At 36.2% G+C, this 25,038-nt stretch carries 19 protein-coding genes; 13 read left to right on the plus strand and 6 right to left on the minus strand.

The features are described 5' to 3' along the window. The first annotated feature begins 20 nt into the window (after positions 1–20). Positions 21–704: a hypothetical protein gene (locus V3Z67_RS14590; RefSeq protein WP_330444009.1), complete on the plus strand. Its 684-nt coding sequence runs from the start codon at positions 21–23 to the stop codon at positions 702–704. Between the two features lie 49 nt (positions 705–753). On the opposite strand, the gene gltX is transcribed toward V3Z67_RS14590, so the two are convergent. Further along, on the minus strand, positions 754–2,262 hold the full coding sequence (gene gltX / locus V3Z67_RS14595) for a glutamate--tRNA ligase (protein WP_330444010.1): 1,509 nt from the start codon (positions 2,260–2,262) through the stop codon (positions 754–756). 201 nt (positions 2,263–2,463) lie between these two features. Here gltX and V3Z67_RS14600 point away from each other — a divergent pair, with 201 nt between their 5' ends. From V3Z67_RS14600 to V3Z67_RS14635, 8 genes are all read left to right on the plus strand, one after another. Then, positions 2,464–5,763, plus strand: coding sequence for a hypothetical protein (locus tag V3Z67_RS14600; RefSeq protein ID WP_330444011.1), 3,300 nt, complete (start codon positions 2,464–2,466; stop codon positions 5,761–5,763). Continuing rightward, positions 5,756–6,163 (plus strand): rRNA maturation RNase YbeY, encoded by a 408-nt coding sequence (ybeY, locus tag V3Z67_RS14605; protein ID WP_330444012.1) that lies wholly within the window; start codon positions 5,756–5,758, stop codon positions 6,161–6,163. Before V3Z67_RS14600 ends, ybeY begins: the two co-directional genes overlap by 8 nt. 28 nt (positions 6,164–6,191) lie before the next feature. After that, on the plus strand, positions 6,192–7,619 hold the full coding sequence (locus V3Z67_RS14610) for a delta-60 repeat domain-containing protein (protein WP_330444013.1): 1,428 nt from the start codon (positions 6,192–6,194) through the stop codon (positions 7,617–7,619). Positions 7,620–7,779: 160 nt separating this feature from the next. Beyond that, on the plus strand, positions 7,780–9,651 hold the full coding sequence (mnmG, locus tag V3Z67_RS14615; RefSeq protein WP_330444014.1) for a tRNA uridine-5-carboxymethylaminomethyl(34) synthesis enzyme MnmG: 1,872 nt from the start codon (positions 7,780–7,782) through the stop codon (positions 9,649–9,651). Between the two features lie 25 nt (positions 9,652–9,676). Next, positions 9,677–10,186 (plus strand): hypothetical protein, encoded by a 510-nt coding sequence (locus tag V3Z67_RS14620; protein WP_330444015.1) that lies wholly within the window; start codon positions 9,677–9,679, stop codon positions 10,184–10,186. Further along, on the plus strand, positions 10,186–11,040 hold the full coding sequence (locus tag V3Z67_RS14625) for a class I SAM-dependent methyltransferase (RefSeq protein ID WP_330444016.1): 855 nt from the start codon (positions 10,186–10,188) through the stop codon (positions 11,038–11,040). Before V3Z67_RS14620 ends, V3Z67_RS14625 begins: the two co-directional genes overlap by 1 nt. A 244-nt stretch (positions 11,041–11,284) precedes the next feature. Further along, entirely contained in the window at positions 11,285–11,893 is a 609-nt protein-coding gene (locus V3Z67_RS14630; protein WP_330444017.1) for an OmpH family outer membrane protein, read from the plus strand. 100 nt (positions 11,894–11,993) lie between these two features. Further along, the gene (locus V3Z67_RS14635) at positions 11,994–14,264 is read left to right on the plus strand and encodes a helix-turn-helix domain-containing protein (RefSeq protein WP_330444018.1); all 2,271 of its coding nucleotides are present in this window, start codon (positions 11,994–11,996) and stop codon (positions 14,262–14,264) included. 45 nt (positions 14,265–14,309) lie between these two features. On the opposite strand, the gene V3Z67_RS14640 is transcribed toward V3Z67_RS14635, so the two are convergent. Further along, complete coding sequence (locus V3Z67_RS14640; RefSeq protein ID WP_157484491.1) at positions 14,310–14,690, minus strand: DoxX family membrane protein; 381 nt, start codon at positions 14,688–14,690, stop codon at positions 14,310–14,312. Positions 14,691–14,695: 5 nt separating this feature from the next. Then, on the minus strand, positions 14,696–15,844 hold the full coding sequence (locus V3Z67_RS14645) for a DNA polymerase III subunit (protein WP_330444019.1): 1,149 nt from the start codon (positions 15,842–15,844) through the stop codon (positions 14,696–14,698). A 190-nt stretch (positions 15,845–16,034) separates the two neighbouring features. On the opposite strand from V3Z67_RS14645, the gene V3Z67_RS14650 reads away from it, so the two are divergent. The 4 genes from V3Z67_RS14650 (at position 16,035) to V3Z67_RS14665 (ending at position 20,477) form a co-directional block, all read left to right on the plus strand. Beyond that, a complete protein-coding gene (locus V3Z67_RS14650; protein ID WP_330444020.1) occupies positions 16,035–17,222 on the plus strand; it encodes a phosphoglycerate kinase in 1,188 nt (395 codons plus the stop codon). A gap of 97 nt (positions 17,223–17,319) precedes the next feature. After that, positions 17,320–19,044: a lytic transglycosylase domain-containing protein gene (locus tag V3Z67_RS14655; RefSeq protein ID WP_330444021.1), complete on the plus strand. Its 1,725-nt coding sequence runs from the start codon at positions 17,320–17,322 to the stop codon at positions 19,042–19,044. Positions 19,045–19,053: 9 nt separating this feature from the next. Then, positions 19,054–20,028 (plus strand): DUF4837 family protein, encoded by a 975-nt coding sequence (locus tag V3Z67_RS14660; RefSeq protein ID WP_330444022.1) that lies wholly within the window; start codon positions 19,054–19,056, stop codon positions 20,026–20,028. Further along, positions 20,025–20,477: a GNAT family N-acetyltransferase gene (locus V3Z67_RS14665; protein ID WP_330444023.1), complete on the plus strand. Its 453-nt coding sequence runs from the start codon at positions 20,025–20,027 to the stop codon at positions 20,475–20,477. Before V3Z67_RS14660 ends, V3Z67_RS14665 begins: the two co-directional genes overlap by 4 nt. 2 nt (positions 20,478–20,479) lie before the next feature. On the opposite strand, the gene V3Z67_RS14670 is transcribed toward V3Z67_RS14665, so the two are convergent. The 3 genes from V3Z67_RS14670 to V3Z67_RS14680 form a co-directional block, all read right to left on the minus strand. Continuing rightward, positions 20,480–21,298 (minus strand): OmpA family protein, encoded by an 819-nt coding sequence (locus tag V3Z67_RS14670; RefSeq protein WP_330444024.1) that lies wholly within the window; start codon positions 21,296–21,298, stop codon positions 20,480–20,482. 9 nt (positions 21,299–21,307) lie between these two features. Then, a complete protein-coding gene (locus V3Z67_RS14675) occupies positions 21,308–23,233 on the minus strand; it encodes a KUP/HAK/KT family potassium transporter (RefSeq protein ID WP_330444049.1) in 1,926 nt (641 codons plus the stop codon). Positions 23,234–23,398: 165 nt separating this feature from the next. After that, positions 23,399–25,036 carry a S41 family peptidase gene (locus tag V3Z67_RS14680; protein ID WP_330444025.1) on the minus strand — a complete coding sequence of 546 codons (1,638 nt, stop codon included), beginning with the start codon at positions 25,034–25,036 and terminating at the stop codon, positions 23,399–23,401. Positions 25,037–25,038: the final 2 nt, after the last annotated feature.

Below are 25,038 nucleotides of genomic sequence, written 5' to 3' on the forward strand. Positions count from 1 at the left end.
ATTTTTAACCATACTTTATCATGAAAAAGAACTATTTTCTTTTCTTATTATTCATTTGTTTTTATGCAAATGCTCAAGCGCCAAAAGGTGTTTTTCTTGCTGCCGGTATTAATCAGGCTTCATTGAATTCAGACCAATTAACAGCAGACGGATCTATAGGATATCATCTTGGTGCTGCTATTAACTTTGGTTACAATCTTAATTTTAACTATGAGTTCGGTATACTTTACTCGCGTAATGTTTTGTCTTTACCTTATGTATCTGGGGTATCTTCTGATTTTACAGATTCAGGTAATCAAAAATATAATGTAGATACTATTGATATGAATTTTATGTTTAATTACTATATCATTCAGCCTGAGTATAATAAAGTCTTTTTTGGTCCTCAGGCTGGTTTAACAGTTGGAATAACCAATGGTGAATGGACTCCGGCTAAAGGAGCCAGTACAACAAATCAAACTTATGAATATGGATTGACTCAGAATAGTTTTCAAGGCGTACCTGACTTTAATTTAAGCACTTCTTTTGGTATTGTTGGCGGATTTAATGATTTTAGGGCTTCGATTAAATATAACCTTGGTTTAACAAACGCTTTGTCTGGTGTTGAAAATAATGAAAGAGACCAATATAATCTTTATACCGGTCCTGATTTTAAGGGTAAGCTAAGTTCTGTTAGCTTTACACTTTACTATAAAATATTTTAGATAAATTATAGTCATAAAAAAAGCTCCTAATTTTAGGAGCTTTTTTTATTTATAGTGTTTCAACGGCTTTTTTAATCCTGTTCAAAGTGTCTTCTTTTCCAATTAATGCCATTATATCAAACAAATGAGGCCCTTTTAATGAGCCTACAAGGCTTAAACGGAGCGGTTGCATAACTTTACCCATTCCTACTTCTTTTTCGCTTATCCAGGCTTTTACAACCGTTTCTAAGTTTTGTGAAGAGAAATCCATAGTATTGTTAATAACCTCGCTCAATTCGCTTAAAAGCGCCCCTGTATCTTCTTTCCAGTTCTTTTTGGCTTTATCATCATATTCTGTTGGTGCCGTAAAGAAAAAGTCACTTAAGTCCCATAACTCACTTGTAAAAGTAGCACGCTCCTTAACCAGTCCAACAACCTGTTCTACAAATTCCGGAGGTTTGTTTATACCTTTTTCTACTAATGTATGGTTAAATTGTGAAGCTAATGTGCTGTTATCCTGCCTTATGAAATATTGATGGTTAAACCATTTGTTTTTCTCAGGGTCAAACTTTGCACCAGCTTTATGTACTCTTTCTAAATCGAATGACTGTACCAGTTCTTCCAGTGTGAATAATTCCTGATCATTACCTGGGTTCCATCCTAACAATGAAAGGAAATTAACAACAGCTTCCGGTAAAAATCCTTCTTCTCTGTAACCAGATGACTTACTTCCGTCTGCATTGGTCCATTCAAGCGGAAATACCGGGAATCCCATTTTATCACCATCTCTTTTAGATAATTTACCGTTACCTACAGGTTTAAGTATTAACGGTAAGTGTGCAAATTCCGGAGCTTCCCAATTAAATGCTCTGTAAAGTAATGAGTGCAGGGGTAGGGAAGGTAACCACTCTTCACCACGAATAACATGGCTGGTTTCCATTAGGTGGTCATCTACTATGTTTGCAAGGTGATAGGTAGGCATACCATCGCTTTTAAATAATACCTTATCATCTAAAAGATTGGTCTCAAACTTCACATCACCACGAATAATGTCTTTAAGGAATAATGTTTCTCCTACCGGTATTTTAAAACGAATAACATAATCTTCACCTGCAGCGATTCTTTTTTCTGTTTCCTCTTTACTAATTCTTAATGAGTTATCCAGTTTATCCCTATTGGTATGATTATATATAAATGTTTTTCCTTCTGCTTCTTCCTGTTTTCTTAAAGCATCAAGATCTTCTGCTGTATCAAAAGCATAATATGCCCAGCCTGTATTAATAAGTTGTTCAGCATATTGCCTGTACATTTCCTTACGTTCGCTTTGGCGGTACGGACCATATTTACCCTCTTTCCCAATACCTTCGTCAAATGGTATACCTAACCAGTTAAGGGCTTCAATTATATATTCTTCTGCTCCCGGTACAAAACGGTTTTGATCGGTATCTTCTATCCTCAGGTAAAAAACACCGTTATTTTTTTTAGCAAATAAGTAATTAAAAAGGGCTGTTCTTACCCCTCCAATGTGTAATGGCCCTGTTGGGCTTGGTGCAAAACGTACACGAACTTGTTTGGACATTGTTAATAAATTTTAGGTGCAAAGATACAATTATGATATTTTCAATAACACCCAAATAAGCGACATATTTAATTATTACATGTAAATACTTAATTATCAAATGCTAAACTTAAAAATTTGAATCTACAGAAAGTAGGATTTTACGTTTAATTATCCGGCAGAAATTGTATTTTTATCAGTTATTAACAATCGACTGTCATTTTGGAAGCAAAAAACATTATTTTCAATAAGCTTGAAGGCTTTATTAAGAAGTACTATACTAACGAGTTAATAAAAGGAAGTATCTTTTTTATGGGGCTGGGACTGCTGTATTTTATATTCACATTACTCGTAGAATATTTTTTATGGCTGTCTACCAGTTGGCGAACTATGCTTTTCTGGATGTTTATAGCTGTCGAAATATTTTTGTTATTTCGCTTCATACTCTTTCCTGTTTTTAAATTATTCAAACTACAGAAGGGTATAGATTACAATGAGGCTTCGTCTATCATCGGAAATCATTTTTCTGAAGTAAGTGATAAGCTTACCAATTTTCTTCAGTTATCAAAATCTTCCCATGAGTCAGAATTGTTATTGGCTTCCATAGAACAGAAAGCAAAAAACTTACAGCCTGTACCTTTTGCTAATGCGGTTAATTTTAAAAAGAATTTAAAATACCTGCCTTATGCAGCGATACCGGTTTTATTAATTTTAGTATTTACACTTAGTGGAAATTCTTCCATATTTACACAAAGTTTTGATAGAGTAGTGCATTATGACAAGCATTACACGCCACCGGCACCCTTTGAATTTGTCATTGTAAACAATTCACTTACTGCTCAACAGGGAACTGATTTTACTTTAAGAGTTAAAATAGTTGGTAACATTGTACCTGAGAATACTATGATTACTATTGGTGATGAAAATTACTATTTAGAAAATACTGAAACCGGAGTTTTTGAATATACTTTTGAAAAACCTCTTAAAAATATTGATTTTCAGTTAGTTGCTAATAATGTTACTTCTCAGGAATATCAACTGGCTGTTGTAGCTGTACCAACGATATCAAATTTCGAAATGCAGCTTAATTTTCCGTCTTACCTTCATAAAAAAGCTGAAGTTATTCGTGGAACAGGAAACGCTGTAGTACCCGAAGGGACTAAAGTAACCTGGAAAGTAAGTGCTTTGGCTACCAATAAAATTGAATGGGTAGGCAAAGATGAGAACTTACTTTTTACAAATACTGATAATGTTTTCTCAATAAGCAAAAGTATATTGGGTAACATCGATTATCAGATAATGACTTCCAATGATAAAGTTCAGCATCATGAAAAATTACAGTATGCAATTACTACAATAAAAGATCAGTATCCAACTATTGAAGTGAGTACAGCTCCCGATAGTTTGAATTTAAAAAATGAAGTGATTTTAGGTCAGGTTTCCGATGATTATGGACTAACCAAATTGCAGGTTGTATATTATGCGCAGGGTAATCCTGACAATGCTAAGAAAATAGTATTACCGGTTAAGAAGGAAACCTTTGACCGATTTTTCTATACATTTCCACAAGGGCTTGATGTTAAGCAGGGGGTTAGTTATGAATACTATTTTGAAGTATTTGATAACGATGCCATCCATAATTACAAGAGCAGTAAGTCTTCAGTTTTTTCTCACAGAGAATTAACCGATGATGAAAAACAAAATAAGGCTTTACAGGAGCAGAATAGTAATATAAACAGTCTTGAAAAATCAATTAAAAATCAGGACAAACAGCTTAGTGATCTTGACAAACTTCAAAAACTGAATAAGGAAAAATCTGCGTTAGAATATAAAGACCTTAAAAAGGTTGAAGATTTTATAAACAGGCAGAAAATGTTGGAAGAGCAAATGAAAGAATTTTCCAAAAAGCTTAACGATAACCTTGAGGAATTCAACCCGGAAAAGAAGGATGAAAACAAAGAGGAATTGATGAAGCGTTTGGAAAAGCAGGAGAAAGAGGCCGAAAAAAATGCAAAGCTTTTATCAGAACTTGAAAAGCTTACCGAGAAAATGGAGAAGGAAGAACTGTTTGATAAAATGGAAAAATTCAAACAGAAGTCGAAGAGTCAGACAAAAAGTTTAGAGCAGTTGGTTGAACTTACCAAGCGTTATTATGTAGAAAAGAAAGCAGAACAAATAGCAGATGAACTTCAAAAACTTGGTGAAAAACAAGAGCAATTATCGGAAGATAAAGATAATTCTGCCGAGAAACAGGAAGAGATAAATAAGGAATTTGATAAGCTTCAGGAAGAAATGCGTGAGCTTGAAAAAGCAAACGACGAACTTAAAAAGCCTATGGATATTCCTACTGATAAAAATGAAGAAGAGAATATAGAAGAAGATATGCAAAAGGCAACCGATGAGTTGCAGCAGGACAATAAGCAGGGAGCTTCACCAAAACAAAAATCGGCAGGTGAAAAAATGAAACAAATGGGTGGGCAAATGATGCAGTCCATGATGAGCGGAGGTATGGATATGTTAGAGGAAGATGTAAAAATGTTACGTCAGATTCTGGATAACCTTTTAGCTTATTCTTTTTCTCAGGAAGATGTAATGAATCAGTTTAAAAATACAAGTTCTGGTTCACCAAGCTTTAGTAAATACCTTATAAAACAACAGGACTTAAAGCAACAGTTCCGTCATGTTGACGATAGCCTTTTTGCTATGTCTTTACGTAACCCTAAAATCACCGAGGAGATTACCGAAGAGGTTGGAAATGTTCATTACTACGTTGACAAAGCATTAAATGATCTTGCTGAAAATATAATTCCACGCGGTGTTTCTAACCAGCAATATGCTATTACATCTGCTAATAAACTAGCCGATTTTTTGAGTGATCTTTTAAACAATATGCAAATGCAGATGCAGGGTTCTGGTATGGGTCAGTCTAAACCAGGAAAAGGTCAGGGGCAGGGAGGCATGCAGCTTAAGGATATTATACAGAAACAGAATGGACTTTCTGAACAGATGAAGAAAGGAATGCAAAAAGGGCAGAACGAAGGGGATAAACCCGGTGACAGTAAAAGTGGAAAGAAACCTGGTGAAACGGGGGAGGGCGGAACCAGCGGTGAAGGTGAAGCAGGAGATCTTTTAGAAATTTATAAAGAACAACAACAACTGCGTGAAGCATTAGAAAAGGCTCTAGAGAAAGAAGGTATGGGAGGTAATGGCCAACGAGCTTTACAACAGATGAAAGATATAGAAAAGCAACTTTTAAATAAAGGCTTCAAGAATGAAACTCTTAATAAAATGTTTAATCTTAAGTACGAACTTTTAAAGTTAGATAAAGCTATACAACAACAGGGTGAGGAGAACAAACGTCAGTCGCAAACCAATACGAAAGACTATAAGAACAACGCTACCAATATACCTGATGAGCTTAAAGAATATTTAAATAGCATAGAGATTTTAAACAGACAAAGTCTACCTTTGCGCCCAAATTATAACCAAAGGGTACAAACCTATTTTAAGAACAATGATTAGTTTTAATTACGAGACCGATTTTGAATTGGAAAATGAAACCCTTTATGAGGAATGGGTTTCTAAAATTATAGATTCTGAAGATAAAACAGAAGGGGAAATCAACTACATTTTTTGTGATGATGAATACCTTTTACAAAAGAATATTGAATTCCTTAATCACGATACATTGACTGATATTATCAGTTTCGATTACACTATGGGTAACCTTATAAGTGGTGACATTTTTATTTCTGTTGAGAGAGTGAAAGATAATGCAGCCGATTTTAATACTGAATTTATTGAAGAATTAAAACGTGTTATGGCTCATGGCATACTTCACTATTGCGGTTATAAAGATAAAACCGATGAGGATTCTGCTTTAATGCGATTTAAAGAAAACGAGAAAATCAATCTTTTTTAATTAATTATAAATTGTAATTTCACCTTACATGTACAAAATTTTACCAGCTTTATTATTATTTAGTTCGTCACTTTTTTCTCAAAACTATATTGTTGATGAGAGTTTTTATCAGGGAAGTGGAATTTTTTCTGAGACTGAAGTAACTTCTATGCTTGAATTACCTGATAATAAAATCTTTGTTAGTTTTATTACTACTGTTAATTACTATGGAATTAATAATAAAAGTTTTTTTGTGATTAATGAGAATGGTAGTTTAAGTTCAAGTTTTTTTTGTGGTAGTTGTTTATCTTCTGGTAATGTGGATCATTCTTTATTAGCAGGTGATAAAATTATTATCGCTGGTAATTTTTCATCTTATAATGGTGTTGACAGAAAATATATAGCTAAAGTTAACTTAGATGGTTCTCTAGATACTACTTTTAATGCCAATATTTTGTCTGACGAATCGCTTGTGTATTATATTTCTAAAATTGATTTATATGAATCTGACGGACCAATTTATGATCCAAAAATTTATATTTCAGGATACTTTAGAAATCTAAGTTTTGATATCATTGCTAATCCGTTATTACGATTAAATTTTAATGGTTCTTTAGATACTAGCTTTAACCTTGATGATTCACTTGATGATTTAATTATTAGAAATTTCACGGTACTTGATGATGGAAAGATTTTAGTAGAGGTTACTGATTTGTTTGATGATAGATTTATATTGCTTAATAATGATGGTTCAATTCATACTGATTTTTCCAATTTAGAATTTTCTGTTTATGAAATAAATTCTATGTTAATTTTAGATGATGGTAAGTTACTCGTAGCCGGTAGATTTTATCTTAATTCTAATGAGTATATTTTATTAAAGTTTAATGTAGATGGTAGTATCGACGAGTCTTTCCCTTTGTATAATCATCCGTATGAAAACGTTCCTTTTTTTGGATATGAATTAGTTAAGCATAATGATGGTATATATTTTTCGGGAAAATTTGATTCGTTTTATGGTTCTTCTATTGATGATTTTGTTTTGCTTAATTCAGATGGTACTTTAAATTCAAACTTTGACATGGGTGGTGTTTCTGAAGAATTTGGATATGATACATCTTTTATATCAACTGTGTTACCTTTATCTAATGGTAAAATTATGATAGGTGGAGAGTTTTATAGGGTCAATGGTGAAATAACTAAAGTAATGGCAAGGCTTCAGCCAGCTAATCTTAATGTAGATAAGTATGAGATGAGTAATGACTTAATTGTCTATTCTCAAAGCGAAACCACCTATTTTAATTCAATTAACAATAGTATCTCCAGTATACAATTTTATGATATTTCAGGCAGACTAATAGATAGTACTATTGTTAATTCTGACACTTATAGCTGTACATTACCAAATAATAGTCTAATTTTGTACCGCATTTTTTTAAATGATGGTGCTATAGTTACAGGTAAAGTGATTCGTTAATGTTTCACGTGGAACAGTAAATCAAGCATCTTTTATATTTCGTGTTCCACGTGGAACACGAAGAATTTTTAGAGTAAAATATATAATGTTCCACGTGGAACGTTAGAGCGAGAGGAAAATTTTTTAGCGTTCCACGTGGAACAAGATAGGAGAAATTAAAATGTTTCAAGAAGTATATGATATAATTGTAGTGGGTGCAGGCCATGCCGGAAGTGAGGCTGCCGCTGCCGCTGCTAATATGGGTTCAAAAACGCTTTTGGTTACCATGAGCCTGCAAAACATTGCGCAAATGTCGTGTAATCCGGCAATGGGTGGTATAGCCAAAGGTCAAATTGTACGCGAGATTGATGCGTTAGGAGGGTACTCTGGGATTGTGTCTGATAAGACAGCAATCCAGTTCAAAATGCTCAACAAATCAAAAGGGCCTGCTATGTGGAGTCCGAGGGTACAAAGTGACCGTATGCGTTTTGCTGAAGAGTGGAGATTGATGTTGGAACAAACTCCTAATTTGGATTTCTATCAGGAAATGGTTTCCGGCTTACTTATAGAGAATGGTAAAGTAGCAGGTATAAAAACATCTCTTGGAATTGAAATCAAATCTAAGTCGGTTGTCCTGACAAACGGAACTTTTCTGAATGGTTTAATCCATATTGGGGAAAAACAGTTTGGAGGGGGTAGAGCAGGAGAGGGTGCTTCATATGGAATTACCGAAGATTTAGTTAAGGCAGGTTTTGAAGCCGGACGTATGAAAACAGGTACGCCACCTCGTGTTGACGGACGTTCTCTTGACTACAGTAAAATGATAGAACAACCGGGAGATGAAAACCCAGATAAGTTTTCATATCTGGATATAACTAAACCATTAGTGCATCAACGATCGTGTCATATGACCTACACTTCAGAACTGGTTCATGATGTACTTCGTGAAGGTTTTGACCGTTCGCCAATGTTTAATGGTAGAATTAAAAGTTTAGGGCCGCGTTACTGTCCGTCTATAGAGGATAAAATTAACCGATTTGCAGATAAAGACCGTCATCAGCTTTTTGTTGAACCTGAAGGATGGAATACGGTAGAAGTTTATGTAAATGGATTCTCTACTTCATTGCCAGAGGATGTTCAGTTTAAAGCTCTGCGTTCTGTAGCCGGTTTTGAGAATGTAAAATTCTTCCGTCCGGGGTATGCTATAGAATACGATTATTTTCCACCTACACAGTTAAAACATACGCTTGAAACTAAATTGGTGGAAAATTTATATTTTGCCGGACAAATAAACGGTACTACCGGATATGAGGAAGCCGCATCACAAGGACTGATGGCTGGTATTAATGCTCACCTAAAAGTACACGACAAAGATCCGTTTATATTAAAACGTAACGAAGCTTACATTGGGGTACTTATTGACGACTTAATTACCAAAGGTACAGAAGAACCATACAGGATGTTTACTTCGCGTGCCGAGTACAGAACCTTACTTCGTCAGGATAATGCCGATTTTAGGTTAACTCCGCTTTCATATGAAATTGGATTAGCTGAAGAAGATCGATTAAAAAGAATGGAAAGTAAAAGAGAGAAATCTCACGCTTTCGTAAACTTTTTCAAAGAAACCAGCGTTAAGCCGGAAGAGGCTAACTCGATACTTGAAGAAAAAGGATCTTCGTTAATGAGTCAGCCGGATAAAATGTTTAAAGTGTTTTCAAGACCGCAAATTGAACTTGATGATATTTTAAAGTTTGAAAAAGTTAGGGAATATATTAACGAACACAAATTAGATAAAGAAGTTGTTGAGCAAGCCGAAATACAGGTTAAGTATTCCGGTTATATTGAAAAGGAAAAAAACAATGCTGATAAGCTTAATCGTTTAGAGGATGTAAAAATCCCTCAAAATTTCGATTACGATAAAATTAAATCACTTTCTTACGAAGGAAGAGAAAAAATGAAAAAAATAAGACCCGTAACTATTTCTCAGGCATCCCGCATTAGCGGTGTGTCGCCTAGTGATGTTTCGGTGCTTTTAATTCATATGGGAAGATAATATGAATAAACTAACAATGTTTCACGTGGAACGTAATATAAAAACCCTTTTTCAAAGAGGGTTTTTTCTGTTTTTGCTGGTTGGGGTTTTACAATCGTGTGTTTCGCCAAGACAGGCTGTAGATGTGTCTGAATATATTTTACTGGAAAATGGAAAACAGATTTACGGCAAAGACAAAGGGCTTACTGCTTTTGTTTTTCAAAACAATCCAACAAAAATGACTTTTGCACAATTTTTAGGCAATAAGTATAATTTAATGAAGTTTACTGATATTGAATATTGGGTTACTTTAGAAGGAATGAAGTTTAAGGTATTTTTTTATGAAAACGATGAATTGAACAAATATTTTGATACGACTGATTTTGTGGCTTCAAATGCAGTACCTGATTCTTCAGTAGTAGGATCAAAAGTAAAATTCCTAGCAATTTCTGTGGTAAATGAATATAATGAAGATTGTCTTGCTACTTCTTCATTGTTTAAAAATATTGTGATTGATTATCTAAAAGACTTAAAGGACGAATACAATAATTTATAATGAATTTTTCAGAAAATAACGTTTATATTACCGTAAAGGATCATTCGGTCTCGGGAGAAGAGTTTCAATTATTACTGGATGCTGATTTGGGATTATTAAAAACCCATCCGCAACCTGCACCCGAAAATTTAGGAAGTTATTACGAAAGTGATGATTATATTTCGCATACCGATGGTAAACGTTCGCTTTTTGAAAAATTATACCATGTTGTAAAACAAAAAGCATTAAGAGATAAATTATCTATCATAAAAAAATACCATCCTGAGAAAGGTAAACTCCTGGATATTGGTGCAGGGACGGGAGACTTTCTTGTAACTGCAAAAAATGACGGTTGGGATAGTTTTGGTATCGAACCAAGTGAAAAAGCAAAAAAAATTGCAGTTTCAAAAGGAATTTCATTCAAAAATGATATAAAAGAACTTGAAAATAGCTCTTTTGATGTGGTCACTATGTGGCATGTTTTAGAACATGTTCCTGATATTCAGCAATATATATCCGAAATAAAGCGGATTTTAAAGCCAAACGGACTCATAATCATAGCGGTACCCAATTATAATAGTTATGATGCGAAGTATTATGGTAAATTTTGGGCTGCTTATGACGTACCCAGACACCTTTGGCATTTTTCAAAAAATTCCATTAAACAACTTTTTTCAAAACAGGGTATGGATTTAATAAAAATCCTACCAATGAAATTTGACAGTTTTTATGTGAGCCTTCTTTCAGAAAAATACAAAACCGGAAAAATGAATTTTGTAAAAGGTTTTTTAACCGGATTACGCTCAAATTTAAAAGCGGCCGGAAATATGGAGTACTCGTCGCTTATTTATGTTATAAAACACGGTAAAAACTAAATAAAACTTCATAAATAAACGTTTACAATCTAAAACAAGGAAATACCTTGGCATTTTTTAAAACACTCTTAAAAACGATTTATGGCGTCTGATTTTGATTTATATTGTTTATAGCATAGATTTGTTTTCATAAAATTTATTTATGGTTAATTTTTTTCCATAAATTTTAATAAAAACTTGTTTTTGCATCTTTGATGCGAATTATTACTTTTACCGAAATTTTTTTAAAAATCGAAAAACGCAAATGAAAAAATCTTTATTGATACTTGGTCTTGCCGTTACACTTTTTTCATGTAACAAAAATGAAGGTGGTGCAACCGAATTCAAAACGGCTTATGTTGACACGCAAAAGTTAATGGACGATTCTGAAGCTTTAAAGGATCTTAACTCTAGAAGCAACGTTAAAGGAGAAGAACTTAAAAGGGAACTTAACGATGAGTACCAAAAGTTAAGACTTGATTATGCAAAAGCTCAGGATGAGGCACCAAGAAGAGGAGCACAATGGGTTCAGGCTAAAGCTCAGGAGTTCCAGGAAAGAGAGCAAAAACTCTCTATGATGCAGGATGGTATGATGAGACAGCTTCAGGAAGAATTTGCTCCGCAAAGGGACAGTATTGTTGAAGAGATGCGATCGTATATCAAAGATTACGGTAAGAAAAACGGTTATGATTATATTTATGGTACCGGAGATGCTGCCAATGTACTTTATGCTAAAGACAGCTATGAGATTACAGAGGAAATCCTTAAAGCAGTAAATGCTAAATTTAAAGGAGAGAATCCTGAGGCTGTAAAAACAGAAGATAAAGCTACTGAAGTAAAAGTAGAAACTACTGAAAAAGAAGAAGCAAAATAATTTCACTATTGTAATATTAAATTAAGCTCCCTTTTGGGAGCTTTTTTGTTGCCATAAATTTTTTATACTTAATTTCGGGATTCTAATAATTATACGCCACATGCAAAGTTTATCTACAGCTGCCGAATATACCTTACGCTTTATAAATCAAACAAATAGATCTATTTTTCTTACCGGTAAAGCAGGTACGGGAAAGACTACTTTGCTTAAGGAAATTATTCGTACCACACATAAAAATGTGGTTGTGGTGGCGCCTACGGGTATTGCTGCATTAAATGCTGGTGGTGTAACCATACACTCCATGTTCCAGTTACCTTTTGCAGGTTTTATTCCGGATAATGTAACACCGCAGGTGACTGATACTGTCCGTTTTGAAAATAAAGATAGTCTGCGCAGGCACTTCAAAATGAGAGGGGATAAACAGGCAGTTATCAAAAACATGGAACTGCTTGTTATTGACGAGGTGAGTATGCTGCGTGCCGATTTACTTGATGCTATGGATTTTATGTTACGTAATGTGCGTCATAAGGATATTCCGTTTGGAGGTGTTCAGGTATTGTTTATTGGCGATCTGTTACAGCTACCTCCGGTGGTAAAAAATGAAGAATGGGAAGTGTTGAGCCAGTATTACAGAGGAAAGTATTTTTTTCATTCTCAGGTAGTTAGTAGTAATCCGCCCCTTTATATAGAGCTTTCCAAGATATACAGGCAAACTGATGATGCCTTTATATCAATACTTAATAACCTGAGAAACAATGTAATAACTCCAAATGATATAGCTGTTTTAAACAACTATGCCCAACCTGATTTTGATTTGAAAAAAAATCCGGGGTTTATTACACTTACTACCCATAATGCAAAAGCAGATAATATAAACGCCAAGGCACTGGATGAACTGGATGAAAAGGAATTTGTTTTCCATCCGGAAATTGTGGGCGATTTCCCAGAGAAAATCTATCCGGTAGAGGAGGAGCTTAAACTGAAAAAAGGAGCTCAGGTAATGTTTATTAAAAACGACCTTTCTCCTGATAAAAATTATTTCAACGGAAAAATAGGTATAATCAAATCAGTATCAGATGAAGAAATACTGGTACATTTCCCTGAAGAAGATCTTACCATTGAGGCCGATAAGTATGAATGGAAAAACGTAAAATACCACGTAAACGAAAATACCAAAGAAATAGAAGAAGAGGTTTTGGGTACGTTTGTTCACTATCCGCTTAAACTGGCTTGGGCAATAACAGTACATAAAAGCCAGGGATTAACCTTTGATAAAGCTGCGCTCGATGTGTCGGGTGTTTTCCTGCCGGGACAGGCCTATGTAGCGCTTTCGCGTTTACGTTCGTTAAACGGGCTTATTTTGCTTTCTCCGCTGCAAATGAATGGTCTTACTAACGACATGGATGTAATGGGCTATGCTTCATCCAAAGTTAAGGAAGAGCAAATGGAACTGTTTTTGCAAAAAGATACGCTTCGTTTTATATTTAATTACCTGAAAAACAGCTTTGACTGGGATGAACTTACCGATGTTTGGCAACGACATAAACTGACCTACCTGCAGGAAGGACCAAGATCACTGAAATCCAAACACAGGGAATGGGTCAACCTATCTGAAGATAAGATAAAGAAAATGCATACCCCGGGGCATAAGTTTATCAGTCAGCTGGCTAAATTGTTTTCCGTGGAACAACCTGACATGAAGTTCGTACAGGAAAGGGTAGAGGCGGCTTACAATTATTTCTTTCCGGTTATGGATAGCCTTGTAACAGGTTTGCTTCAAAAAATGGAAGAGATAAAAAGACTGAGAAAAGCTAAAGGTTTTTATGAGGAACTATCGGAACTGGAAGAGTTACAAACCTACACGGTAATCAGGCTGATGAAAGCTAAAAGACTAATGCTTGCCGTGCTTAATGAGGAAGAGATTATAAAAGAAAATCTTATTACGCCCGAAATACACACGTATCGAATTAAGAAACTGGAAGCCATACGCAAAAACCTTAAAGATAACCCTGTTACTTTATTGCAGGAAGAAACCGAGGAATATGATAATTATCCGGCAAAAAAGAAGCAGCCTAAAAAATCTACGCTTGAGGAGACGTTTGATTTGTGGAAAGAAAAAATGAGTATTGAAGATATTGCCAGAGTTAGGAAACTTACCGAAACTACAGTACTTAGCCATATTGCCGGACTGGTTCAGCGCGGGAAAATCCAGATAGAGGAAGTACTTGCTGAAGATAAGATTGCCGAGCTTGCCAAAGCCTTTGAAGATTTTGACGGTGAGTCGCTTACTAATCTTAAAGAAAAACACGGTGAAGCCTTTACCTGGGGTGAGCTGCGATTATACAGGGCAAGCCTTAACGATGATGAATAAAAAAAGCCCCTCAGTGAGGGGCTTTATATTTTTTGTTGGGTTAAATTAATATAACCAGTTCAATAACATTACGGTAGGAATAAAATAGATAACAATAGTTCTTGCTCCGTCATAATCTTTGGCAAGACGCTGACCCAATAGCAGTAAAAGCAGCGTAGCACTCGATACTATTGCGGCATAGCCGGCAAATTCGGTATCATCATTCATAAAAATCTGAATGATTCCAATAACCGAAAAAGCACCTGCAACAATCTCAAGGATAAGTACTAAAAGTAATGCGGCCGGAACTTGGTTTTTAATTGCACTTTGTGAAAAATGACCTTTAAGCCACTCAACATTTCCTTTCCAGTCGGCAACTTTATCGTAGCCCGATTGGATAAAAGTTATGGCTAAAAAAATCAGGATAATAATGATAGCTGGTGTCATAATCTTTACTTTTTATGAATTAATCGCGTTAGTTTTATGGAAAGGTCGGTTAGTATAATTTTGGCATTACCGTTTCTTTCAATGTGGTAAAGCGCATCCGACAGTTCTTTAAAAATATCATTAATATTATTTCCGTTTACAAACGGGGCAAAATTTTCAAGTTTAAATTTATCGACAGTTGGTTCCATAAAAACCAGTTCTTTTGCCTGATAGTTAAGCAGTAATGCCTGACGGAACATATCGATACAAAAATGTATAAACTGTTTTTGAGCTTCACGGCCAATACCCGCAATTTGTTCGCTCCAGGCAATTAGATCCTGTATGGCGGCGGCGTTTCCTTTTGCCCTAAAAGCGGCACGAACCCACTGTACAAACCACTCTTCAAAAGGTAAACCGTTATTGTCTTTGTTTAAAATATGTAATGCCTTATTGAAGTTTCCCTGTGCCTGGTGGGCAATTTTAAGGGCTTCATTGTTATCAAGTCCTTTTTGGGAAATAAGTGCATCGGCAATAGCCTGCTCACTAAGTCCGCCAAAATGCAATACTTGGCAGCGTGAAAGTATAGTTTGCAGTATATCGTCGTCACTTTCCGCAATCAGCAGAAATATGGTTTTTTGTGGTGGTTCTTCCAGCAGTTTCAGCAATTTATTAGCTGTTGCGACATTCATCCTGTCGGCCATCCATATAATCATTACTTTATAACCGCCTTCGTAAGCCTTTAGCGAGAGTGATTTTACAATCTCATGTGCTTCGTCTACCCCTATCTGTCCCTGTTTGTTCTGGATATCAATTTTCTTATACCAGTCAAAAAGCCCTGCATAAGGATTTTCGGTAATAAACTCCCTCCAGTACTTTAAAAAGTTGGCACTAACAGGATGGCTTTTCACTTCGCTGTTGGTAGCGACCGGAAAAACAAAATGTAAATCGGGATGTGAAAAATTCTGAAACTTCAGGTTACAGGCAGCGTTGCCGTTGTTGTTTTCGCTATTAGTGTTGGAGCACAAAATATACTGGGCATAGGCAATTGCCATGGCCAGTTTACCTGATCCTTCGGGACCTACAAAAAGTTGAGCGTGCGGAATCCTGCCGGAATCGGCACTTTTTGTCAAATGGCTTTTAATATGTTCCTGGCCTAATATATCTGAAAAAAGCATAGGGCAAATATAGAGGAATTTATGGGATGATTGCCATAATAAACTATTACGTTTTAGTGGTTAATCTCCTAACTGTAAAGCAATGAGACATATATGTTAAATAATAGGTAGCCCCTTATTTTATTATAATTTTTTTAACGGAAAAAACTATATTTGCCTTTAATCAAATTTAAACAACTTAAAATACAGTATGAAGACCCTTAATGATTTTGACTTTAAAGGCAAAAAAGCAGTTATAAGAGTAGACTTTAACGTACCTCTTGATGAGAATTTTAACGTAACTGATGATACAAGGATTGTAGCTGCGAAGCCCACAATAGATAAAATCTTAAATGACGGTGGAAGTGTCATTTTGATGTCACACCTTGGAAGGCCAAAAGGGAAAGAAGAGAAATATTCCCTTAAGCATATTGTTGCCAAAGTATCTGAAGTACTTGGTGTTACCGTAAAATTTGTTGAAGACTGTGTGGGTGCTGATGTTGAAGCAGCTGCTGCGGCTTTACAGCCGGGTGAAGTATTACTTTTAGAGAACCTGCGTTTTTATAGTGAAGAAGAAGCCGGAGACGAAGGTTTTGCAAAACAACTTGCTAATTTAGGCGATATTTATGTTAACGATGCCTTTGGTACGGCACATCGTGCGCATGCATCTACAACCATAATTGCGAAGTTTTTCCCTGAAAATAAGTGTTTTGGCTTACTTCTTGCTAAAGAAATAGAAAGTCTTAATAAAGTGCTAAATGATAGCAAAAAACCGGTAACGGCTGTTTTAGGAGGGTCTAAAGTTTCTTCTAAAATTACGGTTATTGAAAACATACTGGATAAAGTAGACCATATGATAATTGGAGGAGGGATGACATTTACTTTTATCAAAGCTCAGGGCGGTAAAATAGGTGACTCTATTTGTGAGGACGATAAACTTGACCTTGCCCTTGATATTCTTGCCAAGGCAAAAGAGAAAAACGTACAGGTACATATTCCTGTAGATGTTATAGCTGCCGATGGATTTAAGAATGATGCAAACACTAAGGTTACTAACGTAACTGAGATACCTGATGGCTGGCAGGGACTTGACGCCGGACCAAAATCACTTGAAAATTTCAGAAAAGTAATACTAGAATCCAAAACTATTTTATGGAATGGACCGCTAGGTGTTTTTGAAATGGAAAACTTTGCTAAAGGTACAATTGCATTAGGTAATTATATTGCCGAAGCTACAGAGAACGGAGCCTTTTCTCTTGTAGGTGGAGGTGACTCTGTTGCGGCTGTTAAGCAGTTTGGGCTTGAACCTAAAATGAGTTATGTATCTACAGGTGGCGGTGCCATGCTGGAGATGCTTGAAGGTAAAACTCTTCCGGGTATTGCAGCTATTTTAAAATAGCACTGTTAAAATTTATACGAATATTACAAAATTAAAGTTATAGCATGAGTTGTTATTTTTATAACAATTTGTAATATAACGGTTTAACAAGTAAATTATGAGTAAAAGAACATTGTCTCTGCTGTTAGCAGCATTCTCAATCGGGGCTTTTGCACAGGAAAGTGCAGAGGCCGATGTACAACTGAAACCGGTAACCAAAATGTCATTTTTGGATTCGATTAAATCAGGGTTTGTACGTCATGATGAATTGAGATGTATTGACAGCCTATGGATGAAGGAGTTAACAAACACGGAGTTGTTTGATGACATGCAGGATGATATTGAGATGGTGAATCCTGATGACGATGTGGCTTTTGAGTTATCTACAGAGCTTTTACAGCAAAGGCTTAAGGAACTTGATGCTAAATCGCCGTTTAACATTGAATACAGCAAGGGCCTGGAAAACATTATTAAATCGTATTTAAAAAACAGGCCAAAAAGCTTTTCGCGACTTATGGCTATTTCACAGTACTATTTCCCTATGTTTGAAGAGCACTTGGCAAAATATGATGTGCCTATCGAGATTAAGTACCTGGCTGTAATTGAGTCGGCACTTAATCCGAGGGCAAAATCAAGGGTAGGAGCTACCGGGTTATGGCAGTTTATGTATCCTACCGGTAAGCAGTACAATCTTGAGGTAAACTCATATGTTGATGAGCGTTGCGATCCGTTAAAGGCTACCGAGGCTGCTTGCCAGTATCTTTCAAGCCTGTATAACATATTTGGCGACTGGGATTTGGTACTTGCATCATATAATGCAGGTCCGGGTAATGTAACCAAAGCGATACGCCGTTCTAACGGACAAAAAAATTACTGGAACATTCGTAAAAACCTGCCAAGGGAAACACAGGGCTATGTGCCGGCTTTCCTTGCTACCATGTACATTTATGAGTATGGTAAAGAGCATGGTATCACTTCAAACGAAGCTCCGGTAACTTATTTTGAGACCGATACCATTATGGTAAAACGTAAAATGAGTTTCAAACAGGTGGCAGATTTGCTTGATGTACCGGTAGAGGAACTGGAATTTCTTAATCCTATATACAAACTTGATGTTATTCCTTATGTTGCCGATGAGCCGCATTATTTAAGATTACCAAAAGATAAAATAGGGCTATTTACTTCAAATGAAACAGCTATTTATGCTTACGTAGATTATGAAGACCTGAAAAGGGAAAGACCTAATTTTATTGACGAGAAAGATAAGGAAGCGTTAGCCAGTATAGGTAAAACGACAAAAGTTAGTACAAAATATCACACTGTTCGCAGGGGTGATGTACTTGGATCTATAGCAAACAAATATGGTGTTTCGGTTTCCGACCTTAAAAAATGGAACAGGGTAAAAGGCAATACCATTTATGCCGGACAAAAACTTAAAATACACAAAACCATTATTGTTAACCTGCCTAAGGAAGAAACTGCAGTAGCAGCAAAAACTACTAAGCCTAAAAAGGCAGAGACTAAACCGGAGGTTAAAAAAGCAGAAGAAACTCAAGTATCTCCATCTGAAGGTGATGACGAGGAAGTAATGGTTGCCAATGCCGAAGAAAAAGTGGAAGAAGCTCTTAAAGCACCTGAAACTAAACTGGCGGTTAAAGAGACTAAAAAACCTAAAACAGCTTATGAGGAAGCTCGTTTGTACATTGTGCAAAAAGGGGATTCGCTTTTCAGTATTGCAAAAAAACACCCTGGTGTAACAGTAGAAAATCTAAAAGACTGGAATAAGCTTAACGGCGAACATATTAAGCCGGGAATGAAGCTTAAGGTAAGCAGTATAAATTAAACGCATCTCATGTCGGGAATAAAACAAATACTGAATTTTGTTTTTATCCTGTGTATTATTAGCTGTAATAGCGATAGTAGCAGTGATGGCAGCAGTTCTTCAGGAGATATTAATGAGATTTCCATTATCATTGATGATAAACTGTGGAACGGTGATGTAGGCGACAGCCTGCGTAAAAAACTGGCTGCTCCCGTTGAAGGCCTTACACAGGAAGAGCCCCTGTTTACTCTAAATCAGTATAACGAAAATATTTTTGACGGGGGACTTACCAAAGGACGTAATATCATTGTAATTGATAGAGACAGTATAAATTCCTTTAAGTTCAAAACAAACAGGTACTGTTCTCCTCAAAACATATTTACTATAAAAGGCCAAACAGCCGAAGAATTACTTTTTCTAATAGAGATTCATACTGATGAGATTGTTAGGAAAATAAGGGAAACCGAAATTGATGAAAACCAAAAAAGGAATGCCAAGACAGGATTGGTAAACCATGGTGTTTTTGAAAAATTCGGGATATGTATTAATGTTCCCTCAAGCTATAATTTTGCCATGAACAGGCATGATTTCCTTTGGCTTAAAAAAGATACTCCCGGCGGGAATACCAGTATTTTAATATACAGGGTGCCTGCCAGTGTTATTGAACACGACAAAACCATTTTAAATAATATTATCCAAATGAGGGATTCCATTGGTGTTAAGTATATTCACGGTTTGGAAAAGAATACTTACATGGTTACCGAAGAGGCTTATTCCCCTTACTTTTTTACTACGAGCTATAAAAACAGAATGCTGTTTGAAACACGCGGTAACTGGGAAATGGAAAACGAATTCATGTCGGGTCCGTTTATAAACTATGCCGTTAGGGATAATGTTAAAAATGATTACTTTATAATCGAAGGGTTTGTATACAGCCCATCTACTCCAAAAAGGGATTTGATTGTAGAACTAGAGTCCATAATCAGGTCTGCCGAATTTCTATGAAGCCAACATTCAAAATAAAGCGATTTAACGAGCTTTCTCTTTCTGAATTATACGAATCCCTGCAATTGCGTAGCGAAGTGTTTGTAGTGGAACAAAACTGCGTATATCAGGATGTAGATGGTAAAGACACAAAGGCAATTCATGTTTTAGGTATGTTTGATGATACTGTAATTGCTTATGCCCGCTTGTTTGCTCCTGGCGATTATTTTGAAAACGCCTCGATAGGAAGAGTTGTAATAAGCGAAAAATATCGCGACCGTAAATGGGGTCATGATTTGATAAAAGAATCTATAAGAGCCATAAAAACGCACTATAATGCCAAAGAGGTAACTATCTCTGCGCAGCTATACCTTAAAAAGTTTTATGAATCGCACGGATTTATACAACAGGGGGAAGGCTATCTTGAAGACGGCATTCCCCATATTGAAATGAATTTATCTTTTGTTTAGGTTTATACCTTTGTAATAAGGAACTCTACACGACGGTCAAATTCTGATCCTTTACCTAAAGATTTAGTGTTTCCATAACCTTTGTAGGTCATTCTCCTTGCCGGAATTTTCTTGGACACAAGATATTTGTAAACCGCATAGGCACGGTTTTTAGACAATTCTCTTTTTTTTGTGTCCTTATCTATTGCTTCCTTTTGGAAAGTAGGTGTACAGCAAACATGTCCCTGTATTTCAAATTGCAGGTTTTTGTATTTGTGCAGTATGCGTGCTATTTTGTCCAGTTCCTTACGGGTAGAAAGTTTGAGTTTACTGCTGCCGCGATCAAAAAGAATGTTACGTAAAATTATCCTGTCTCCTACAACCATTTCAGGCTTAAGGGCGTCATAAACTCCGGGATCTAATGGAGGAGGAGGTAATGGCTTGAAGTTTACCAGTACATCCACACGTCTGTTTTTAGAACGCGCTTCCGATACGTCATCTATATCCTCTTCAAGTAAAATCCTGCCGCGACCTTCAATAGTTACGATGATCTTATTTTTTATGCCTTTAGAAACAAGTTTCTCTTTAATCGTATTAGCACGGTTGTTAGACAGTTTATAGTTGTATTCGTCTTTACCACGATCATCACAGTACCCAAAAATCTGGATGCTTTCCACACGGGTAGTATCCAGGGCTGTAATAAAGCTAACAACATCGTTAGCCTGCTTTTCGTCGAGGTTAAACTTATCAAATTCAAAGTAAACGGAGTGTACTAACTCCTCCTGTGAAAATGAGATTTTAGGTAGTAATAGTAATAGTAAGATGCAGATAAAAGGTTTCATTTGTAAATTTTAGTTAGGATCATCAACTCTTGTCAGATGCAAATCCTCAGGCGGGTGAATCACAATAGGGAACTGTTCTACTTTTAACGAGCTGTTGTCCAGACCGAAAGCACGCCCTTCTGTAAGGCTCACCTTTTTAAGGATAAAATATATGTCAAGAATAATTCTTTCATACCAAGGCAAATCGTTGTCGTAAGACAGAAACTTCTCGATAATCACAAACTTAAAATCACCAATTACATTGTTACGGTTTAGGGACTCATAACGGCTGGTAATATCTACCTCTCCGTTTTTCACCATGTCTTTTACAACGTTCTTAAACATAAGGTTAACCCTTGGTGCCACACGGAAACCAAGATAAAAGTCAACCCTTATCACATCGTCCTTCATTATTTCCCTAACGCGATAATCCATACGGTAAGGTTCGTCTACCACATTTACGTGAACAAACCAGTAAATATCGGCGCGTTTAGGGCGTTTCTGTAATATCGAATAAATAATTTTCGATTCAATCTCATCGCTAAACTGAGCATTGGTTAAGTATACCAGGTGGGTTGCATATTTTGGTATAGACTTGTCATTACTCAGGTCAGCCAATACGCTTTTGTAATTATCAATTTTCGTGAATTCTGTGTATTCACTACGTATCTTTTTAGCGGTAAACCAAACTGCCATTATAGTGGAAAGCAGTCCGGCAATTATGAGTGATACGTAACCTCCGTGTGTAAACTTACTGATATTAGCAATAAAAAACGAAATTTCTATTGAAAAATATACCATTATAGTAAATAGTATCAGTATAGGGTTGTAACGTTTCATTACCATATAATAGCCCAAAAGTGTAGTGGTCATTATCATACAAAGTACAATTGCTAAACCGTAGGCTGCTTCCATATTGCCTGATTCTCTAAAGTGCAGTACTACAAAAACACAACCCAAAAAAAGTAACCAGTTTACCGATGGTATGTACAGTTGCCCTCTTAGTTCTGTAGGGAATTTAACCGATACTTTAGGCCAGAAATTAAGGCGCATGGCTTCACTTATAAGTGTAAACGATCCGCTAATCAATGCCTGAGATGCAATAACCGCAGCCGACGTGGCAATGGCAATACCAAAAGGTACAAACCAGTCTGGCATTAGTAAATAGAAGGGGTTGCCTGGGTTAGCATTATTGCTTAATTGTGAAAGGGTTTTACCCGAATGTGATATAAGATAAGCTCCCTGCCCGAAGTAGTTTAAAACCAACATACTTTTTACAAATGCCCAACTTATCCTGATATTGCTGCGCCCGCAGTGCCCCATGTCGCTGTAAAGCGCCTCGGCTCCGGTAGTACACAGGAAAACAAATCCCAGTACATAAAAACCTTCATGATGAATACTTAACAGGTGTATAGCGTAGTATGGGTTTAATGCTTTTAATACAGCAATGTTAGACATAAGTGGTATAATTCCCAGTATACCCAGCATACCAAACCATATTAGCATCATTGGGCCAAAGAATTTACCAACCAGTTTGGTTCCAAAACGCTGAATGGCAAATAGTATGAAAAGAATACCTATTACGATAGGTACTGTATCGATGTCTGAATTGTAAATACGAAGTCCTTCAATTGCTGAAGAAACTGATATGGGTGGTGTGATAATACCATCGGCAAGCAGGGCACTACCCCCAATGATAGCCGGGACAATAAGCCCACGTTTTTTTAGTCGTTTTACAAGGGTGTATAGTGAGAAAATACCACCTTCCCCTTTGTTGTCTGCCTGTAGTGTAAGTATAACATATTTTACCGTGGTTTGCAGTGTAAGTGTCCAGAATATACAGGATAGCGCTCCAAGTACTATGTCTTCCTGTATAGGCAATTCGCCCATTATGGCTTTCATTACATACAGGGGTGACGTACCTATATCTCCGTAAATAATACCTAAAGTAACCATTAGTCCACCTAACGTTACTTTGTTCAAATGTTTGTGACTATTGCTCACGATAACAATAAATTAAAACGGCAAAGGTATACGTTTTTATAAAAATCAATAAATGTATGTGAGATATTTAACCTAAAAAAAATCCCCATACTATTAAGTATGAGGATTTTCAGACTTTTATTTTGAAAGAATTTTATTATACTCGGCCGAATTATTGAGTAAATCAGTAGCTTTTTTAATCTCCGGATTGCTCGTGGTGTAGTATTTATAAAGACCTTCTTTGTATTGGTATCTTGTTATAATGTCGTCTACAATCAGCTTTTTAATCTCTTCCTTGTTCTGGTCAAGTTCCTTTTCTTCACTCTTTTTAAGAGCGGTAAGTAACTGGTTGTATTCGGCGGCAATAGTCTCGTCTACCTTTTCCTTTTTAGCTATTTCAAGAGTAGCCTTAAGCGATCTTTCTGTTTCTGTATCAAAATCAAAATTGGTTGTTTTCAAAAACTGTTTGAACCCATTATAGTCCGCATCACTAAATGTGGGGATTGTAGTTCCAAGATTAGGGTGTTTGTAATAATAATCAGTCACATAATTAAAAATAGCATCATTACGCTGTAGGGCATCGGCAATAGAGCTTTGTTTGCTCTCTTCCATAACTACATCCGGTAATATACCACCACCATCATAAACGGTACGTCCGTTGCGGGTTTTAAAAGCATTGTAATCTTTCTGGTCTATTCTTATGGCCTTACCGTCGGCATCTTTATGGGTGTAATCAAGCGCCTGTATACCACGACCTGAAGGAGTGTAGTAACGTGAAATGGTAACCTTTACCTGAGTTCCGTAAGTAAGTTCAAGCGGGCGCTGAACCAAACCTTTACCAAAACTTCTGCTACCTACAACAACAGCACGATCCAGATCCTGAAGTGCTCCCGAAACAATTTCTGAAGCCGAGGCACTTTTACCGTTTACTATAACCACAAGCGGAATCTCGGTATCAATTGGAGCACGCTGTGTTTTGTATACGTTATTGTATTTTTCGTTTTTAGACTTAGTGGTTACAATAGTTTCATCTTTAGGAAGGAACAGGTTACAAATGTTTACTGCTTCGCCCAGTAATCCGCCTGGGTTACCCCTAAGGTCAAGAATGATTTTTGTAGCTCCCTGTTTTTTAAGATCAAGTAGAGCCTCTTTAGTTTCAGACGACGCTTTTGCATTAAACTGAGAAAGTACAATGTATCCGGTTGTAGCATCGACCATTGCATAGTAAGGCACAGCATTAAGGTCTACTTCAGTAAGTATCAGTTTTGTACTTAATGTTTTACCCTGACGCAGGTATTTAATATCTATGTTGGTGTTTTTTGTTCCTTTTAAAAGTTCGCCGGCATCTTCTTTAAAATCAACTAGGTTTACATCGCCAATCTGGATAATTTCATCTCCGGCTTTCAGTCCGGCTTTATCGGCAGGATAATCCTTGTAAGGTTCTTTTATTATAAGCCTTCCCTCTTTACGTGTAATAAGCGCGCCAATACCAGTATACTCGCCGGTGTTATTTATTTTAAATTTGGCTACATCCTGTTCGTTAAAATAAACGGTATATGGGTCAAGGTCAGCCAGCATGTTTTTTATGGCAATGTCCATAAGTTCGCCGGGGTTGGTCTCGTCTACATAGTTAACGTTAACTGTTTTAAAGAGGGTGGTAAATATTTCTATTTGCTTTGCGATTTCAAAGAAATCGTTTTTAAAGCTTGCCCCAACAAACAGAAAAGCAACTGCAAATACCGGGATAACATATTTTCTTTTTAGTTTGGATAGCATGA

Origin of the sequence: Flavobacterium sp. C4GT6, assembly GCF_036347315.1 — a bacterium.
GTDB lineage: Bacteria > Bacteroidota > Bacteroidia > Flavobacteriales > Flavobacteriaceae > Flavobacterium.

Coding starts and splice junctions, on each gene's coding strand:
- V3Z67_RS14610 (WP_330444013.1), top strand. CDS start 6,192: ATGTACAAAATTTTACCAGCTTTATTATTATTTAGTTCGTCACTTTTT.
- V3Z67_RS14670 (WP_330444024.1), bottom strand. CDS start 21,298: ATGAAACCTTTTATCTGCATCTTACTATTACTATTACTACCTAAAATC.
- mnmG (WP_330444014.1), top strand. CDS start 7,780: ATGTTTCAAGAAGTATATGATATAATTGTAGTGGGTGCAGGCCATGCC.
- V3Z67_RS14630 (WP_330444017.1), top strand. CDS start 11,285: ATGAAAAAATCTTTATTGATACTTGGTCTTGCCGTTACACTTTTTTCA.
- V3Z67_RS14680 (WP_330444025.1), bottom strand. CDS start 25,036: ATGCTATCCAAACTAAAAAGAAAATATGTTATCCCGGTATTTGCAGTT.
- V3Z67_RS14665 (WP_330444023.1), top strand. CDS start 20,025: ATGAAGCCAACATTCAAAATAAAGCGATTTAACGAGCTTTCTCTTTCT.
- V3Z67_RS14650 (WP_330444020.1), top strand. CDS start 16,035: ATGAAGACCCTTAATGATTTTGACTTTAAAGGCAAAAAAGCAGTTATA.
- V3Z67_RS14635 (WP_330444018.1), top strand. CDS start 11,994: ATGCAAAGTTTATCTACAGCTGCCGAATATACCTTACGCTTTATAAAT.
- V3Z67_RS14625 (WP_330444016.1), top strand. CDS start 10,186: ATGAATTTTTCAGAAAATAACGTTTATATTACCGTAAAGGATCATTCG.
- V3Z67_RS14590 (WP_330444009.1), top strand. CDS start 21: ATGAAAAAGAACTATTTTCTTTTCTTATTATTCATTTGTTTTTATGCA.
- V3Z67_RS14675 (WP_330444049.1), bottom strand. CDS start 23,233: ATGGTTACTTTAGGTATTATTTACGGAGATATAGGTACGTCACCCCTG.
- V3Z67_RS14645 (WP_330444019.1), bottom strand. CDS start 15,844: ATGCTTTTTTCAGATATATTAGGCCAGGAACATATTAAAAGCCATTTG.
- V3Z67_RS14640 (WP_157484491.1), bottom strand. CDS start 14,690: ATGACACCAGCTATCATTATTATCCTGATTTTTTTAGCCATAACTTTT.
- V3Z67_RS14655 (WP_330444021.1), top strand. CDS start 17,320: ATGAGTAAAAGAACATTGTCTCTGCTGTTAGCAGCATTCTCAATCGGG.
- V3Z67_RS14660 (WP_330444022.1), top strand. CDS start 19,054: ATGTCGGGAATAAAACAAATACTGAATTTTGTTTTTATCCTGTGTATT.
- ybeY (WP_330444012.1), top strand. CDS start 5,756: ATGATTAGTTTTAATTACGAGACCGATTTTGAATTGGAAAATGAAACC.
- gltX (WP_330444010.1), bottom strand. CDS start 2,262: ATGTCCAAACAAGTTCGTGTACGTTTTGCACCAAGCCCAACAGGGCCA.